The 17,310-nt window shown below is 67.6% G+C and carries 13 protein-coding genes; 8 read left to right on the top strand and 5 right to left on the bottom strand.

Annotation, left to right across the window (positions count from 1 at the left end; all coding sequences use genetic code 11):
- Entirely contained in the window at nucleotides 1-1,110 is a 1,110-nt protein-coding gene (locus ACZ50Q_RS01875) for an S-(hydroxymethyl)glutathione dehydrogenase/class III alcohol dehydrogenase (protein WP_056319378.1), read from the top strand.
- Here ACZ50Q_RS01875 and ACZ50Q_RS01870 read toward each other — a convergent pair.
- Nucleotides 1,049-2,224 (bottom strand): glycosyltransferase, encoded by a 1,176-nt coding sequence (locus tag ACZ50Q_RS01870; protein ID WP_076517634.1) that lies wholly within the window; start codon nucleotides 2,222-2,224, stop codon nucleotides 1,049-1,051. The two genes, ACZ50Q_RS01875 and ACZ50Q_RS01870, sit on opposite strands and share 62 nt — an antisense overlap.
- Entirely contained in the window at nucleotides 2,221-3,219 is a 999-nt protein-coding gene (locus tag ACZ50Q_RS01865) for a hypothetical protein (protein ID WP_464080367.1), read from the bottom strand. The genes ACZ50Q_RS01870 and ACZ50Q_RS01865 overlap by 4 nt, the downstream gene beginning before the upstream one ends.
- A gap of 339 nt (nucleotides 3,220-3,558) precedes the next feature.
- Between ACZ50Q_RS01865 and ACZ50Q_RS01860 the strand changes: the two genes are divergently transcribed.
- The 3 genes from ACZ50Q_RS01860 to ACZ50Q_RS01850 all read left to right on the top strand — a co-directional run bounded on the left by ACZ50Q_RS01860 (nucleotide 3,559) and on the right by ACZ50Q_RS01850 (nucleotide 7,323).
- Nucleotides 3,559-4,668, top strand: coding sequence for a YcjF family protein (locus ACZ50Q_RS01860; RefSeq protein WP_092576553.1), 1,110 nt, complete (start codon nucleotides 3,559-3,561; stop codon nucleotides 4,666-4,668).
- 194 nt (nucleotides 4,669-4,862) lie between these two features.
- Nucleotides 4,863-6,971: a putative bifunctional diguanylate cyclase/phosphodiesterase gene (locus ACZ50Q_RS01855; protein WP_464080366.1), complete on the top strand. Its 2,109-nt coding sequence runs from the start codon at nucleotides 4,863-4,865 to the stop codon at nucleotides 6,969-6,971.
- A 139-nt stretch (nucleotides 6,972-7,110) separates the two neighbouring features.
- Nucleotides 7,111-7,323 (top strand): DUF1059 domain-containing protein, encoded by a 213-nt coding sequence (locus ACZ50Q_RS01850; RefSeq protein WP_092576559.1) that lies wholly within the window; start codon nucleotides 7,111-7,113, stop codon nucleotides 7,321-7,323.
- Nucleotides 7,324-7,424: 101 nt separating this feature from the next.
- Here ACZ50Q_RS01850 and ACZ50Q_RS01845 read toward each other — a convergent pair whose 3' ends face one another.
- Entirely contained in the window at nucleotides 7,425-10,811 is a 3,387-nt protein-coding gene (locus ACZ50Q_RS01845; RefSeq protein ID WP_464080365.1) for a TM0106 family RecB-like putative nuclease, read from the bottom strand.
- A 220-nt stretch (nucleotides 10,812-11,031) separates the two neighbouring features.
- On the opposite strand from ACZ50Q_RS01845, the gene ACZ50Q_RS01840 reads away from it, so the two are divergent.
- Both ACZ50Q_RS01840 and ACZ50Q_RS01835 read left to right on the top strand, forming a co-directional pair.
- Nucleotides 11,032-11,190, top strand: coding sequence for a hypothetical protein (locus ACZ50Q_RS01840; RefSeq protein ID WP_464080364.1), 159 nt, complete (start codon nucleotides 11,032-11,034; stop codon nucleotides 11,188-11,190).
- Nucleotides 11,187-11,966 carry an SIR2 family NAD-dependent protein deacylase gene (locus tag ACZ50Q_RS01835; protein WP_464080363.1) on the top strand — a complete coding sequence of 260 codons (780 nt, stop codon included), beginning with the start codon at nucleotides 11,187-11,189 and terminating at the stop codon, nucleotides 11,964-11,966. Before ACZ50Q_RS01840 ends, ACZ50Q_RS01835 begins: the two co-directional genes overlap by 4 nt.
- A gap of 16 nt (nucleotides 11,967-11,982) precedes the next feature.
- On the opposite strand, the gene ACZ50Q_RS01830 is transcribed toward ACZ50Q_RS01835, so the two are convergent.
- Both ACZ50Q_RS01830 and ACZ50Q_RS01825 read right to left on the bottom strand, forming a co-directional pair.
- Nucleotides 11,983-13,035, bottom strand: a complete 1,053-nt coding sequence (locus ACZ50Q_RS01830) for a helix-turn-helix transcriptional regulator (protein ID WP_464080362.1) — start codon at nucleotides 13,033-13,035, stop codon at nucleotides 11,983-11,985.
- A gap of 164 nt (nucleotides 13,036-13,199) precedes the next feature.
- Entirely contained in the window at nucleotides 13,200-14,660 is a 1,461-nt protein-coding gene (locus ACZ50Q_RS01825; protein ID WP_464080361.1) for an EAL domain-containing protein, read from the bottom strand.
- A 586-nt stretch (nucleotides 14,661-15,246) separates the two neighbouring features.
- Here ACZ50Q_RS01825 and ACZ50Q_RS01820 point away from each other — a divergent pair.
- Nucleotides 15,247-16,179 carry an N-carbamoyl-D-amino-acid hydrolase gene (locus tag ACZ50Q_RS01820; RefSeq protein WP_092576573.1) on the top strand — a complete coding sequence of 311 codons (933 nt, stop codon included), beginning with the start codon at nucleotides 15,247-15,249 and terminating at the stop codon, nucleotides 16,177-16,179.
- 141 nt (nucleotides 16,180-16,320) lie between these two features.
- On the top strand, nucleotides 16,321-17,274 hold the full coding sequence (lhpI, locus tag ACZ50Q_RS01815) for a bifunctional Delta(1)-pyrroline-2-carboxylate/Delta(1)-piperideine-2-carboxylate reductase (RefSeq protein WP_464080360.1): 954 nt from the start codon (nucleotides 16,321-16,323) through the stop codon (nucleotides 17,272-17,274).
- Nucleotides 17,275-17,310: the final 36 nt, after the last annotated feature.

Below are 17,310 nucleotides of genomic sequence, written 5' to 3'. Positions count from 1 at the left end.
ATGAAATCACGCGCAGCCGTCGCATTCGGCCCCGGCAAGCCGCTGGAAATCGTTGAAATCGACGTCGCGCCCCCGCAGCGCGGCGAGGTGCTGGTGCAGATCACGCACACCGGCGTCTGCCATACGGACGCCTTCACGCTGAGCGGCGACGACCCCGAGGGCCTGTTCCCGGCCGTGCTGGGCCACGAAGGCGCCGGCGTGGTGGTCGAAGTGGGCGAAGGCGTGACCTCGCTCAAGCCGGGCGACCACGTCATTCCGCTCTACACGGCCGAATGCCGCGAGTGCAAGTTCTGCCTGTCGGGCAAGACCAACCTGTGCCAGAAAGTGCGCGCCACGCAGGGCAAGGGCGTCATGCCGGACGGCACGTCGCGCTTCAGCTACGAAGGCAAGCCGCTCTACCACTACATGGGCTGCTCCACGTTCAGCGAATACACCGTCGTCAACGAGATCTCGCTGGCCAAGATCAATCCGGCCGCCCCGCACGAGAAAGTCTGCCTGCTGGGCTGCGGCGTGACCACCGGCATTGGCGCGGTGCACAACACCGCCAAGGTCAAGGAAGGCGACACGGTCGCCGTGTTCGGCCTGGGCGGCATCGGCCTGGCGGTCATCCAGGGCGCGGTGCAGGCCAAGGCCGGCCGCATCATCGCCGTCGACACCAACCCGAACAAGTTCGTGCTGGCCAGCGCCATGGGCGCGACCGACTGCATCAACCCCAAGGACTACGACAAGCCCATCCAGGAAGTCATTGTCGAACTGACGGACGGGGGCGTGGACTTCTCGTTCGAGTGCATCGGCAATGTGCACGTGATGCGCGCCGCGCTGGAATGCTGCCACAAGGGCTGGGGCGAGAGCATCATCATCGGCGTGGCCGGCGCGGGCCAGGAGATCAGCACGCGCCCGTTCCAGCTGGTGACGGGCCGCGTGTGGCGCGGTTCAGCCTTTGGCGGCGTCAAGGGCCGCACGCAGCTGCCGGGCATGGTGGAAGACGCGATGAGCGGCAAGATCGACCTCGATCCCTTCGTCACGCACACCCTGCCCCTGGACCGTATCAACGAAGCCTTCGATCTGATGCATGAAGGTAAGTCGATCCGGACGGTGATCCACTACTGACGTAGGCGTTCTCGCGGTAGACGCGCTCGGTATTGCCGACGAAGGTCGCCAGCGAGAACTCCTTGAGCGCCGTGCTGCGGGCGTCCACGCCCATGGCCTGCAGCACGCTGCGGTTCCGCAGGATCTCCGACACCGTCCGGGCCACCGTCTCCGGGGACCCGGGCGGCACGATCCAGCCGTTGCGGCCCTCGGTGACGTTTTCCGTCAGGCCGCCCACGCTCGTCACGATGACCGGCTTGCCCGCGGCCATCATCTCGCGGCAGGCGAAGGAAATCGTCTCCAGGCGGGACGACAGCACAAAGCCCACGTCCAGCGCCGCCAGCACCGGCTCCACATTGTCGAGCAGCCCGGTGAAGACCACCTGGTCCTGCATGCCCAGCGCGGCGACTTGCCGCAGCATCTCGTCGCCCGGCATCTCGCCGGCGATCAGCAGGGCGATCTGGTCGCGCTGCGCCTGGGGCAGCCGCGACACGGCATCCACCATGTCGATCCAGCTCTTGTAGTCCGCCGTGCCGGCATTGCTGCCGATCACCAGCCGGTCGCGCAATGCGGGCGGCAGGAAGCGGGCGCGCGCCTGCGCGGACTGGGTGCGGCAGGCGGGACGGTATTTCTCGGTGTCCACGCCGTTGTGCACGACGCGCAGGTCTTCGTCGCGGAACACCGACTGCTTCATGCGCCGGAACGTGTGGCTGCACACGCAGATGACGCGGTTGGTGCCCCACTTGGCGCGCAGCCGCGCGCCCAGGCTGACGGCGTTGCGGTCGTTGTGCTGCGTGTACACGATAAAGGGACGCCGCGCGCCCATGCCCATCGTCGCCAGCATGCACAGCCGGTGATCGGCCGACCCGTTGACGTGGATGACGTCGAACTGCTCCTTGCGCAGCAGCGCGCGCAGGCGGCGCAGCGCGCTCAGTTGTTCGAGCACGTTGCCCTTGAATTCCAGGTCGATGGTGCGCAGGCCGGGCACGGTCCGCGCTTCGGCCAGCAGGCGGCTCTTGCGCGGCGCGCCGACCGTGACCTGCGACTTCTGGCACAGGATGCGCGCCAGCGACATCACGTAGGTCGTGTGACCGCCGCCATCGCCCTGGTGGAAATTCGTGTAGAGGATCTTCATTGTTCAGGACTCGTCAGCGGTTGTGCGGCCGGCGCCAGCAGGCAGCTCCAGTGACGCTTTTCAAAGATGTCGTCGCCCAGCCGGCTCAGCACCGACAGGTTGTAGACCTTGATTCCCCGCGCGCGCAGCAGTTGGCTGGCCTGCCGGAACGCGGGTTCGATATGTCCGGCGTACTGCCGGTCCAAAGCGGTGGGCAATTGCGCGCCAGCGCTTTCGTAAAAGCGCGGACCCGCCGTGGCCGTCAGGTCCAGCCCGTGCAGATAGACCGTCCTGGCGCCCAGCCAGGCCAGGAACTGCAGCGACGTGTAGGCAACCGTTCCGCCGCCGAACAGGCCACGCGCCGCATCCAGGCTGAATCCGTGCGCATGCATCGGGTGGTGCGCGTCGAACAGCACCAGTTCGGGATCGGCGCCCAACTGCGCCTCCAGCTCCTCGGGCCTGGCGCGCGGCTGCTGGGCGCGCTGGTGCACTTCCTCGAACAGCGCGATGCGGCAGCGCACCGTGCGGTTGTCGAACAGCAGCGCGATCCAGCGATACACCTCCGGCGTCACGAACAGCACCAGGTCCTGGGCCAGCACCTGGGCCACCAGGTCCCGCCGCCGTTTGACGAACCCCGCATCCAGCATCGCGTAATAGTCAAAGCGCAGCGCGGGATGCCGGGCGCGCAGGGCGATCGAACCGTTGACGCCCATGACCGTGCTCATGCGGCACTGGTCGTAATCGATCTGCGCCACGGAAGGGCCGCTCAGGATCAGGTGCGCGTCGCCGCCGATGCCGCGCGGCAAGCGATCCAGCGGGACCGTCGCCGGCCCGCGCACGCCATGCAGGTCGCAGCCCGACAACCGGCCCTGGCCATCGCGGCGGACCGTCACGAACGGCCACAGCGTTTCGTTGTGCCGATCCGCCCTGGGCCGCGTGTAGCGATACAGGTAGCGCAGGCCCTTGGTCAACGGGCGCGAGCGCAGCAAGCGGGGGACGAGCGCAAGACGGGGCATGAGGGGTTGCGCGTGTACCGCGGCGTAGCCTGACAACGACCTGATTCTACGCAGCGCCTCCTGGCAAAAGCGCGAGTGGATTATGTGAGATGTAACCCTTTGAAGAACCCACTTATCTGCCCCCAAAATTTCCCTCGCACAAGCCGCCGGCGTCCTGGGGTTTCACCATATGGAAAACGCTGCCGCCGCCCGCGAAGCCGCGCGATCATATCGGCGCCGCATGTCATTCTCATGGCGTCGGCCGGATGACGGGGTCCGTCACCCCCCGATTACGTTTTGCGCCAAAGAAGTCCTCGTCTGATATCGTTCCGGCATCCCCGTCCGCTTCCCACCTGTCCAATGAGCGCAATCCGCCCCGACCACCCCGACCTGCAAGACGCCATCGCCGACGCCATCAGCACGGCCACGCGCGGCGCGGGCCGGGTGAACATCCTGGTCGCCGGCAAGACGGGCGTGGGCAAGAGCACGCTCATCAACGCCGTGTTCCGCGGCGAGCTTGCCCGCACGGGCGCGGGCAAGCCCGTCACCCAGACCACCCAGGAATTCACCCGCCCGGGCCATCCGCTCACCATCATCGACACGCGGGGCCTGGAAGTCGGCGACTACGAGCGCTCGCGCGCCCAGCTTGCCGACCTGATCCAGGAACGCTCGGCCTCGGACGACCAGGACCGGCATCTGCACGTCGCCTGGCTCTGCATCCAGGACAGCAGCCACCGCGTCGAAGACGCCGAGATCGAACTGTGCGACATGCTGGACAAGGCCGGCATTCCGGTCGTCGCGGTGCTGACCAAGGCGCGCAAGAACAGTCCCTTTCTTGACGAGGCCCGCAAGCTGTTGCCGCGCGCCCGCCAGGTCGTGGCCGTGCGCGCGCTGCCCGAATGGATCGACGAACTGGACGCCGAACTGCCGCCCATGGGGCTGGACGGGCTGATCGAAGTGACGGCGCAGCATGTGCCCGAAGCGCAGCAGCGCGCGTATGCGAACGCGCTGTCCACCCGCAACAAGAAGGCCCTGGAAGTAAAAAAAAAGCGGGCTGAGATCGAGGTGAACGTCGCCGCGGGCCTGGCCGCCTCGGCCGCCGCCGCGCCCATCCCGTTCTCGGATGCCTTTGCGCTGGTGCCGATCCAGGTCGGCATGATCGCCAAGATCGGCATCACGTTCGGCATGGAACTGGACACGACCGCGATCACCACGCTGGTCACGTCCACGCTGGGCGCGTCGGCCGCCACCCTGATCGGCCGCTCGGTCGTCTCGGGCATGCTGAAGTTCATTCCGGGCGCGGGCAGCGCCATTGGCGGCACGATCGCCGCCACCACGGCGGGCGCCATCACCAAGCTGCTGGGCAACGCCTACATCGCCGTGCTGTACGACTTCTGCCTGAAGCATCCGGGCAAGGACATCGACATTCCCACGATCGCGCAGGCGCTCAAGGCGCGCGTCAGGTTCTGAAGTGTTCTGAAGCGCCCTGCCGATGCAATGAAATGACTTCGTGCGACATGATTCGATAGATTGGTCTTTTTCGTGACAGTACGGTAAATATTGCCCGCTTCACGCCGTAAATCCGTACAACCCCTCGTCCTTCAGGGCAGATCCGCGCAGGCGCGTTGACGCAACGCGGCCGGCGCGCAAGCCCGCCGCATCCCATGATCATCGCCAATTCCGACGTCATGTACCGCCACCTGGTGCAAGGCGTCGTCGACTACGCCATCTACATGCTCAATCCGGATGGCATCGTCGCCAACTGGAACGCCGGCGCGCAGCGCGCCAAGGGCTACACGGCCCAGGAAATCGTCGGCCGGCACTTCTCGTGCTTCTACACCGAGGAAGACCGGGCGCGCGGCGTGCCGCAGCGCGGCCTGGCCACCGCGCGAGAAACCGGCAAGTTCGAAGCCGAAGGCTGGCGCGTGCGCAAGGACGGCACGCTGTTCTGGGCCCACGTCGTCATCGACGCCATCCACGACGACGCCGGCGAGCTGATCGGCTTTGCCAAGGTCACCCGCGACAACACCGAGCGCCGCGAGCGCGAGCAGCAGCTCCTGAAGGCCAAGCAGTTGGCCGAGCACTACAACGGCGAACTGACCTCCATGTCCAGCTTCCTGCAGGCGGTGGTCTCGCACATCCCCTCATGCGTGCTGGTGCTGGACGCCGTGTCGCGCGAGTTCCTGCTGGCGAACCGGCAGGCCGAGGAAACCTTCGGCGGCAGCCCGGGCGGCCTGCAGGGCAAGACCGCGCAGCAATGCCTGCCCGAACTGGTGTGCGCGTTCTTCGACCGCCTGACGAACGACGCGCTGCGCTCGGACGGCGCCATCCGCGAAGAGGAAGAGGAACTGGCCACGGCGCGCGGCCCGCGCACGCTGCGCACCAAGACCCTTGCGTTTCACAGCAACGATCCGCGTTCGCGCTATGTGCTGCTGATCGCGGACGACGTCACCGACGAAAACGCGGCCCATGCGCAGGTGCGCTACATGGCCCACCACGACACGCTGACGGGCATGCCCAACCGCCGCCTGTTCCGCGACCGCCTGCTCAGCGCGCTGGCCGCCAGCCGCGATCGCTCGACCGCCGTGCTGTACCTGGACCTGGACAACTTCAAGAGCGTCAACGACACGCTGGGCCACCAGTCCGGCGACGAACTGCTGCGCCTGCTGGCCAAACGCCTGCCCAAGCACCTGCGCGAACAGGACACGCTGGCGCGGCTGGGCGGCGACGAGTTCGCCGTGGTGCTGCCCAACATCGCCGAACAGGACGACGTGCGCAAGCTGGCCGAGCGCCTGATCGAGGCCGTGCGCCAGCCTTTCGAGATCGCGGGGCATACCGTGCCGGTCAGCGTGAGCATCGGCATCGCGATGTCGGAAGCGCAGTCGCTGTCGGCCGACCATCTGCTGCGCTACGCCGACATGGCGCTGTACGAGGCCAAGCGCAATGGCCGCAATTGCCTCACATTCTTCGAGCCGGAAATGGAAGCCGCCGCGCTGCGGCGCCATGAGGTGGAAATGGACCTGCGCCAGGCCATCATCTCGCACCAGTTGCAGTTGCATTACCAGCCCATCATGGACGTGAGCCACGTGCGCATCGTGGGCCGCGAGGCGCTGATGCGCTGGCAGCATCCCCGCAAGGGCCTGATCATGCCGCAGGACTTCATCCCCATCGCCGAGGAAACCGGCCTGATCCACGAGCTGGGCGCCTTCACGCTGCACGAGGCCTGCGTCGAAGCCATGCGCTGGGACGACCACGAAACGGTGGCGGTCAACCTGTCGGCCAGCCAGTTCACCAACGGCGCGCTGGTGTCGCTGGTGGAATCGGCGCTCGCCAAGTCCGGCCTGCCCGCGCGGCGGCTGGAACTGGAGATCACCGAGTCGGTGCTGCTCACCAATTCCGCCGGCAACCTGGCCACCCTGCACCGTCTGAAGGAACTGGGCGTCAAGGTGGCGCTGGACGACTTCGGAACCGGTTATTCGTCGCTGGGCTACCTGCGCACCTTCGAGTTCGACAAGATCAAGATCGACAAATCGTTCACGCAGGACGTCGGATCCAGCCGCGAGGCCTTGGCCATCGTCCGCGCGATCAACGGCATCGGCCGCAGCCTGGACATACCGACCACGGCGGAGGGTGTGGAAACACCGGAGCAGCTGGAACGCCTGACGGCCGAGGGTTGCTCGCACTTCCAGGGCTACCTGCTGGGACGCCCCGTGTCGCACGCGGGCGCGGCAAGCGACCCGGCGCGCGCCCGCCCCCCGGCCCCCTCGAAATAAGCCGACTGCCCGGCGCGCGCCAGTCCTATACTGGAAACACACCGGCCGCGATGCGACGCGCCATCGCGCCGGTGCAGTCCGTCCGGCGCGTCTGATGTTCATGCACGCAGCCTTTGCTGGCCTGCGCAGGGAGAGCCCCATGACACGCAAGTACATCGATTGCCGCGAGTACCCGAGCGAGATGAATTGCTCGGTGGCCTTGTCCGCGGACTCGGACGAGGAATTGCTGGAAGCCGCGGTTCAACATGCGACCACGGTCCACAAGCACGCTGACTCGCCCGAACTGCGCTCGCAGCTCAAGTCCCTGTTCCATAACGGCACGCCGCCCGCCGAAACGCCCCCCCGGGCCTGACGGCGCCGCCTGCGGGCGTGCGGGGCCGGCCCCGCACGCCCGCCTGTTTTCCCTGTTGCGATGCGCGCCCTGGCTGGATGAACCACGGCGCGCGCCACGTGCTAGGCGTGTTGACCGGCTTCGGCGACCCAGCACAGCGTATTGACCAGCGCCATCTGCTCCGGCGTCTGGCAGCGCACCGACAGCAGCGCGGGGCTGGCGACCAGGATCGCCAGCGACTTGGCCCGCGACACCGCCACGTTCAGGCGGTTCTTGCTGAAAAGGAATTCCATGTCGCGCGGCATGGTGTCGCCGCTGGACGTGGCCATGGAAATGATCACCACCTGCGCCTCCTGCCCCTGGAACTTGTCGACGGTGCCCACGCGCGCGCCCTCGGGCAGCGCCTGCCTGAGCGTATTGACCTGCACGTTGTAGGGCGCCACGACCAGCACGTCGTCGGGCGTGAGCGGGACCGCGCGCCCCTGCTTGTCCCGGTAGCGCTGCTGCATGAGGCTGGCATACAGCGCGGCGACCTCGCGCGCCTCTTCCAGGCTGGATTGCGCATTGCCCTCGTGCTCGACCGGCACGTAGCGGATGCCGCTGGCGGCCAGCGCGCCGGCCGCGTTCTCGCCCAGCACCAGCCCCTGGGCGGCTGCGGACGCCGCGGCCCGCAACCGGCCGTCGTAGATCGCGTCGGAGATGAAGCCGCAGATCGCCGGATGCATGCGATAGGAGGTGTCCAGGAAAATGCCGCGATCGGCCGCGATGGTGGCGTGGCCGTTCAGCAGGTATTCCAGCGTCGATTCGCCCGAACGGCCCGGATGCGTGCCCTTGGTCGGCTGTCCCAGTTGCATCTGATCGCCCAGCAGCACGATGTTGCGCGCGCATTGGCCCAGGGCCACCAGGTTCGCCAGGCTGACCTGGCCGGCCTCGTCCACGAACAGGTAATCGAATTGCTGTTCGAATTCCGCGCGGCAAAAGAGCCACGCCGTGCCCGCCACCAATTGATGGCGGGCGAGGTCGATCTTGTCATTGCCGAAGACGTCTTCGATGAATTCCCCGTTGAAACAGGAATCATCGCCGGCCTGCCCCGACTTCTTGGCGCCGGAAAACCGCAGGCCCGCCTCGCGCGCCGCGTCTTCCAGCCCGGCCAGCAGATTGTTGATGGCGTGGTGGCTGTTGGACGTGACCGCGATGCGCTTGCCCTGGCGCAACAGGTGCACCAGCACGCGCGACCCCGTGTAGGTCTTGCCCGCGCCCGGCGGTCCCTGCAGGAAGAGGGTGGTCTCGTCCATGCGGCCCACGATGTCCACGACCTGATCCAGCAGATTGCCCGCGGGATCGGCCAGCGCCTGCCCCGGGGCCATTCCGGCGATGCGCGGCGGCGCATGGCGCAGCAGCGCATCCACCGCGCGAAACCCCGTGCCGCCGCCATCGGCCGACGCCAGCAGGGCATCGCCATAGCGGAACATGGCGTTGGCCAGCTCGTCGATCTTCACCGGCCTGCCCGGCCCGAGCGACAGGCGCGGCGGCGGCGTTTCCTTGCGGTTCATGGTGAACGTGGCGATGCCGGCGGCGGGATCCACGGTCAGCCGGCCGATCGCCGGTCCGCCGCGCACATTGGTACAGGACGCGCCCGTGCGCAGCTTGGTCTGCTGCGCGGAAAAGCGATAGGTGTAGCGCAGCGACTGCGCCACCGGCTCGGGCGCCACGGTCTCGTCGCGCACCAGGCCGCCCAGGCATTCGTTGTCTTCGATGAGCTCGGCGTCGGTCGCTTCCATGCGGGCGAACATGGCCCACCATTCCGGCTTCTGTTCGCGGCGGTGAAAGTCCAGCAACTGGTAGACCAGCGCGCGATACCGGTCTCGGTCCGACCAGTCCAGCTCGTCGGCGGGCAAGGGCCCGAGCAGCGCGTCGCGGTAGGGCTCCAGGCGCAGCTCCGCGGGGGTCTTTTCCCCGACCTGGAACCGGGCGGCGTCGATCTGCTGCTGCGTGTCGCGGCGATTGGCCCAGGGCATGCCGGCCGGACGCAGCGCGCACAGCCATTCCCGCAGCTTGTAGGTGGACAGCACGTCATCGCGGTTGTAGTGGGCGATGTCCTGCAGGAGCTGCGCCTCGCCCGTGCGCTTCCAGCGTTCGTAGTAGACGATGCTGGCGCCCGCGTTGGTCACGCCGCCCTCGCGCTGCGGCAGGTAGAAGTGCTCGATGTTCTTGATCGAATAACCGGGCTCGGACACGCGCACACCTTCGCGCACCACTTGGTACAGATCGACCAGTTTGTCCAGGCGCAGCAGGTTGTCGACCTCCGCCTCGCGCGTGGCGTGCACCGACATCAGCTTCTTGATCGCCGTCGCCTCGTAGGGCGCATAGTGGTAGACGTGGGCGTCCGGGTAACGGTGCAGGCGCGCCACGACATAATCGATGAACGCCTCGAAAGCCTGTTTCTCTTCCCGGCGGTTGTGCGCCCAGAAAGGGATAAAGCGCTCCTGGCCGTCGTCGATGACGTACAGGCCAAACAGGTATTCCAGGCCGCCTTCCTCCAGCGGATCGCCTTCCATGTCGAAGAACATGTCGCCCGCGTCCGGCTGCGGCATGCGCTCGAAACCCCGCAGCGCCGGATCGCCAGGATCCTTGGCGACCAGGTCCCAGTGCCTGCCGCCATCGGTGCGGGCGCGCAACTGCAGGGCCGCCTGCGACCGCAGCCGCTGCAGGACGGCGGGCTCGATACGCGCCACGGCCGCATCCGGCGCAAGCGTGCCCAGCTGCGCCAGCGTGCGGATGCCCTGGCCGTTCAGCCTGCGGATCTGCTGCCGCGTGATGTTGGCGACCTGGGACAGGTGGTCGTCGGCCGCGCGGCGCGACCTGCACAGCGGATCCCACCGGCACTGCGCGCATTTCTCGCAGGGATCGGGATAGGTGTCCGCGCCCGCGCGCGGGTCGACGTGGGCCTCGAAGCGGCGCATGACCTGGCGCAGGTAGTGCGCATAGTCGGCCACGCGCAGCGCGACCTCGCGGCCGCTGCCCAGCACCACGTGCATGTGCAGCGGCGCCGCGCCCTGCTCCCGTCCCAGGAGCCATGAATAGAACGAAAGCTGGACCACGAATTTGGCGCGCGCCGAGCGCGCCAGCTTGGTGTCGCTGGCCTCGTAGCTGTAATCGCCCAGGCGCGATGGGCGCCCGGTCTTCAACAGGAAGTCGGCATGGCCGACGTAGCGGCCGTCGCTGAACGCCGCCTGGTAGATGACGTCGGCGCCGCTCTGCATCGCCTCGCGCGTGCGGGCCAGGCGCTGGGCCAGCCCGCTGCCCGCCTCGCTCACATCCACCATCCGTGCGCCGCCCGCGCGCAGCCGTTCCAGGTATGCGCGCTCATGGTCCAGCCCCTTTTGCTGGATCAGTTCGAGCTGCTCGTCCTCTTGCGCGGCAGGCAGCGGCGATTCCAGATTGAGCCGGTCGAGCGTGGTGAGATGTTCGCATTCCAGGAACCCGACCAGATCGGATGCGGAAAACAAAAGGCGGTCGCCGTTTTTTTGCATGGTACGGAAGGGGCCGGGCGCGATGGCGGGGCCCAAGAATAGCAAAGTGGCAATTCGGACATTATCTGGGCGAATATTTCCGAACCCTGCGCAATACTGTCACGATTAATTCAACCCGATTTTGTCCGAATACGCTTTCAGAATCCCGGCAGATTCCCTGGTTCCCTGATTCATTGATTCAGCAACGGAAAGCGACATGCCTGGTTTGTTCGAAAAGATTATTCTCAGCCTTGATCGCGCCGGATATTCCGGCCTTACCCGCGATGACCGGCGGCTGGCCGCCTGTCCCGGCACGCCGGCGCAGGCCGGGCGGTGCCGGACCGCGGCGCTCTCGCAAGCGGGGCGGCTCGCATGAAACTGCGCAAACTCGATTTACCCGATTCCCTGGTGCAGACCCTGCGCGCGGCGCGCAATATCATCGTGCTGACCGGGTCGGGCCTGAACCCCGCCAGCGGCCTGCCGCAGTGCCGGGACGGCATGCGCGGCCTGTGGGCGCGCTACGACGCGGCGGCGCTGGCCACCGAAGCGGGCTACAGGAATGACCCCGCGCTGGTGTGGGCCTGGCACGAGGAAAGGCGGCGCCGGGCGTTGCTGGCGGCGCCCAATGCGGCGCATCGGGCCATCGCCGCGCTTGCCGAGCGCGCGCCCGGCACCTTCGTCGTAACGCAGAACGGCGATACGCTGCACGAGCGCGCGGGCAGTCCGCGCATCCTGCATCTGCAGGGCCGGTTCGACCAGCCGCGGTGCACCGCCTGCGCCATGACCCACACGCTGACGACGCCTCCGGCGCGGCACGCCCGGCACGGCCCCTATCCCCAGCCGCCGGCCTGCCGCATCTGCGGCGGCGCGGTGCGCCCCGGCCGGTTGTGGCACGGCGAGGCGCCCGCGCCCGAGGTCTGGCGCATCGCCAAGGGACTGGCCGCCAGCGCCGACCTGCTGATGACGGTGGGCACGTCGTGCCAGACGCCCGCGGCCGCCGAGCTCTGCTACGAGGCCATGGCGCGCGGGGCGCAGCTCGTGCAGATCAATCCGAACCCGACGCTGCTGGATCGCGTGGCCAGCCACGGCGTCCGGGGTCCGGCCGAGAAAGTGCTGCCGCTGCTCCTGGCGCGCGCGTGGCCGGGCCACTGACCGCGCGCCCCCGGCGCTAGAGGTAGCGGCGCGCCAGTTCGCGCGCCTCGTGAACGAAGCGTTCGCGGATGTCCTCGGGCTCCAGCACTTCGATGGAGGACGCGTGCCCATGCAGCAGTTGCCACAACATCACGGACGGGCGCACGGTGGCGGTCAGGGTGAAGCCCGCATCGTCCTCGTCGATCGTCTGGTCGGGCGACAGCCAGAACTCGCGCAGCGGATGGCGGCGGCGGCGGCCGTCCTCCATCATGGGTTCCGCGGCGTGGAGCCGGATGCGGGTTTCCCCGCCCGGATCGAAGTTCAGGGCTTCCTCGCGGCGCACGTAGTCGTGCAGGTCGAACGTGGGATCCGGGTCCGCCGCCTCGTCCAGCAACCGGACTTCGGACAGGCGGTCCATGCGAAAGAGAAAGCGCCTGCCCGGCTGGCGCGCGCCCCAGGCCACCATATACAGCACGCCGGCGCGGTCCACCATCGCCAGCGGCGTCATCACGTAGACCCGCTCGCTGGGCGTCTTTTCGCCAAAGGGCGTGTTGCGGAACGTCAGCTTGCGGTTGTAGTAGAGGGCGCCGCTGACCTGGCGGTAGACCTCGGACGGCACTTCGGGCAAGACGGTGGGATGGGTGCCGTCGATGCGCAGGATCTTGCGCGACCAGTCGTGCGCGGGCGCGATCCCGGGCTGCGCCTGGTGGGTTTCGAGATAGCGCAATGCGCCGTCGAACGTGGCCGCCAGATCGTCCAGCACAACGGCCGGCAGATGGCGGTCCGCCACCTGCTTGAGCGCGCACATGGCCATGGCCATGTTCGCATTCATGTTGCGGATGCGGAAATCGGTGCGCTGTAGGGTGCGATACCACAGCTTGCCGCGCGTGGCGCCGAAACTGCCCACGCTGTCCAGCTTGAGCAGCGTGCGCCGGATCTGTTTGTCGCCGGGCACCGGATTCTGCAGGGCGGCCAGCTTTTCGCGTATTTCCGCCATGCCCATGCCCATTACCATCGCGTCGGCTTCTTCGTCCTCGACATACGGAAGGATACGCAGAAGATTGTCGACCAGCGTCTGGTTAGGTCCCATGGCAGATACAGCAAATTAACCCGTTAAACAACGCCCGCATTCTATCTGCAAAATTCGCCAATAATAATTTTCCTCGGGAAAGATAATCAGCCGGCGGCCGCGGGAAGCATTTTTCATAAATAAATTGGGCACATTGGACACACGACAATATGCAGCCGGCGCCGTCAATCGGCCACGATCTCGCTCAGCGGGACGGGCCGGCCGAACAACCAGCCCTGGCCCACGGCGGCGGGTTGGCGGGCCAGCAGGTAGCTGGCCTGCTCCTCGGTTTCGATGCCTTCGATGATCAGGCTGATGCCCAGTTCCCGCGATATGTTGATGACGTGGTCGACGATCAGCGTGCCCGCGTCTTCGGCGCCGATGGCGCCCGTGAAGCTGCGGTCCAGCTTGATCGCGTCCGCCTGCAGTTCGGCCAGGTAATTCAGGTTGGAATGGCCGGTGCCGAAATCGTCGATGAACACCTTGAAGCCTTTGCCGCGCAGCGTCTTGACCATCGAAAGGACGTGGCCGTCGGACAAGGGCGTGCCCTCGGTGATCTCCAGCGCCACGTTGGCGGGCGTCAGGCCGTGCTCGTTCACGGCGTCCATCAGGAAGTTGCGGTAGCCCGCGTCCTTGAGGTCCGCCGCCGACACGTTGATGCTGATGTAGAGCTCGGGGTTGTCGCGCAGGCGCTGGTGCAGGTCGCGCAAGGCCTGCGAGGTCACCCGCCGCGACAGCGCGCGGCCCAGGCCCATGGCCTCGGCCAGCGGCACGAACAGGCTGGGCGACACGTCCCGGCCACGCGCTCGCCAGCGGGCCAGGGCCTCGAAACCTGCCAGGCGCCGCGTGGCGAGCTGGCGCAGCGGCTGGTAGTGGACCTGGATGTCGCCGCCCAGGATCGCCTTGCGCAGCTCGGTCTTGGCGCTGCCCGCATGCAGGCGCCACAGGACGCACAGGCCCGCCAGGAAAGCCAGGGCCAGCGCGCCGGCCACCGACAGGACCCTCGCCGGAAACTGGAACCAGGCGTCGGAACGCAGCCGCGACACGACGCAGATATCCGGGCCACCCTCGGGCGCGCATGCCCAGGCCCGACGCTCCGGCGCAAAGCCCTGGTCTGCGCTGGCCTCCCGCGCCAGGTCCAGGTCCAGGTCGTTGGCGCGGCCAAAGAGCCGGTAGACGTGCACGCCGTCCCGCGTCAAGAGCTTGGCATCGATGCCCGAGCCCGGCTCCGGAAAGCCGTCGAACGCGTCGGGCGCGGTGAACACGATGAGATCGCGGTACGCCGCCATGTCGCCGACGATGCGGCTGTCGACAATGTTGGTGGCGCCTACCCAGAGCTGGCGCCCGTTCGCCAGCGTGAACGCGGGCGGCGGCAGCAGCAGGGGCTGCGGCAGTCTGCCCCAGGCCGCGGAGCAGCGCAGCATGCCGCCCAGCGTGCGGCCGATGTCTCGGATGTAGGTGGCATTGAAAAGCAGGACGCGCAGGGTCGCGACGTCAGCTTCCGAACACGGCACGCCCCGGTCCGCGGCCGCGGCGATCAGCCGGTTGCCCTCCTGGGCCACGCGCAGCGCGTGCGCCAGCAGCCGGGCGTTGTGCCCGGCAAGTTCGTCGTCGACCTGTCCCAGTTCGATATGGCGTCCAGCCATTACCCCCGCCAGGAATCCAAACGCCGACATCAACAACACGAAAGCCGCAATTCTGGAACGTGACATGGGGACCGGTGACACTTGAGCGGCGCGTTGCGAGGAAATTCTGCGCGTAAGGCAATGTAACCGGAACTGAAACATCCCAAAAGCGCAAAGTCGCCTGCTGAATCGTGCCAATTGTTGCTTTCCCGGTCCGCCCGTCCAGCCCCGGCCACGGGCGCGGGAAGCGCAGCGGGGCGCGATCTACGGGGAAACCCGATATAAAACTTTGCACCACGCCCATGATCCCGCGTTATGCACAGGCGCCGCCGCCAGCGTCGCCCGCGCGGGGATTGTCCATGCAGATCAGCGCCTTAGCGTCGCGGGACGCGCCGGCGCGCCGCGGCGCGCCCCGTCCGTGCCGCCATATCGGATTTGCCCCCGCCCGGGCATGCTTGCGCCTTCGGCCTGGCCTGCGCACCGCGCGCCCGGCCACGCAACATTGTTCCGCACGCGACCGGGCGGCGGCGCTGGCGCGCCGCTCGCCCGGTTCCGGCGATTCGCACTCCTGGAGACCCCTGTGACCCCTTCTTCCCCCTCCCGCAAAATGGGCCTGGCCGTCGCCCAGATGGGCGCCGTCAATCTGGCCGACTCCCGCGCCGCGGTCGTGCGCCGCCTGGTCGAGATGATGCGCGAAGCCGCCGCCCGCAAGGCCGAGTTCGTCGTGTTTCCCGAGCTGGCGCTGACGACCTTTTTTCCCCGCTACTGGATGGACAATGCCGAGGCGGTGGAGCGCTATTTCGAAAAAACCATGCCCAACGCCGACGTGCAGCCCCTGTTCGACACGGCGCGCGAACTGGGCATCGGCTTTTACCTGGGCTATGCCGAACTGACGCCGGAAGGCCGCCAGTTCAACACGGCCATCCTGGTGGACCGCAGCGCCAGGATCATCGGCAAATACCGCAAGATCCACCTGCCGGGCCATTCGGACCACAAGGTGGATGCCCCGTTCCAGCATCTGGAAAAGAAGTTCTTCGAAGTGGGCGACCTGGGCTTCGGCGTCTGGGAGACCGACGACGTCAAGATCGGCATGTGCCTGTGCAATGACCGCCGCTGGCCCGAGACCTACCGCGTCATGTCGCTGCAAAGCGCCGAGCTGATCGTGCTGGGCTACAACACGCCGTCGTTGAACATCCACTGGAACGAGCCCGCGCACCTGCGCACCACCACGCACGAAATCGTGCTGCAGGCCAGCGCCTACCAGAACGCCGTGTGGATCGGCGCGGCCGCCAAATGCGGCCACGAGGACGGCCATCACATGATCGGCAGCTCGATGATCGTGGCGCCTTCGGGCGAGATCGTGGCCCGCGCCAGCGGCGAGGAAGACGAAGTGATCACGGCGCGCATCGACCTGGGCATGGGCCAGACCTTCCGCGACCACGTCTTCAATTTCGCCAAGCACCGCAGCCCGCAGCACTACCGGCTGATCGTCGAGCGCACCGGCGCGGGCGAGCCGCTGCCCCGGCCGGACGCCGACTGATGCCGCACGCTGCCTGAATCCGCCCAGTTGCCCGCGTCGTCGCGGGCATTTTTTTGGGTGCCGCCCCCTGCGCGCTGCTAGACTGCCCGTGGCTCCCTGATTGACCACCCCGCAGTTGACCACTCCGCAGGCAACGATCCGATGCGCTTAATCGACACCGACCAGACCCGCAACGCCCTGTCCTTCGACGCCGTCATCCCCGCATTGCGGGACGCCTTCCGCGAGGGCGCCACGGTGCCCGCCCGCCACGTCCACGCCATCCAGTGCGGCAACGCCCACGGCACCTCGCTGATCATGCCCGCGTGGAGCGAGCGCGGGTACTTCGGCGTCAAGATCATCAACATCTTCCCGGACAACACCCACCAGGGCCTGCCCGGCCTGCACGCCACCTACAACCTGTACAGCGCCGCCACCGGCGTGCCGATCGCGCAGGTAGACGGCGACATCGTGACCGTGTACCGGACGGCCGGCGCAGCGGCGCTGGGCGCGGACTACCTGGCGCGCGCCGATGCCCGCACGCTGCTGATCGTCGGGTCCGGCCGCATCGCCGGACTGGTCGCGCAGGCCATGCGCACGGTGCGGCCCATCGAGCGCGTGCTGGTGTGGAATGTGCGGCCGGCGGGCGCCGAGGCGCTGGCGGCCAGCCTGCGCGAACAGGGCTTGGACGCCCGGGCCGTGACGGACCTGCAGGCCTCCGCCGGGCAGGCCGACATCGTCAGTTGCGCCACCTTGTCCACCGAACCGCTGATCCACGGCGCATGGCTGCGTCCGGGCACGCACCTGGACCTGATCGGCAGCTTCAAGCCCGAGATGCGCGAGACCGACCCCGCGTGCTTTGACGGCACCACCGTCTACGTGGACACCGACGAAGCGCCCACCAAGGCGGGCGACCTGTTGTCGGCGTTCGACGCCGGCGTGCTGACCCGTCAGGACATCCAGGGCAACCTGCACCAGCTCACCGCGGGCGAACGCCCCGGCCGCCGCGACGAGCGCGAGATCACAGTGTTCAAGGCCGTGGGCAGCGCGCTGGAAGACCTGACGCTGGCCACCCTGGTCTACGAATCGGTCAGGGACGCGGACCGGCAGCCTGGCTGACCGGCGGTGCCTGCCCCCCCACGGATCACCCGCAAT

It is taken from the genome of Achromobacter sp. T5-5 (assembly GCF_055397965.1).
This window is presented reverse-complemented; position numbering and strand designations above follow the sequence as displayed.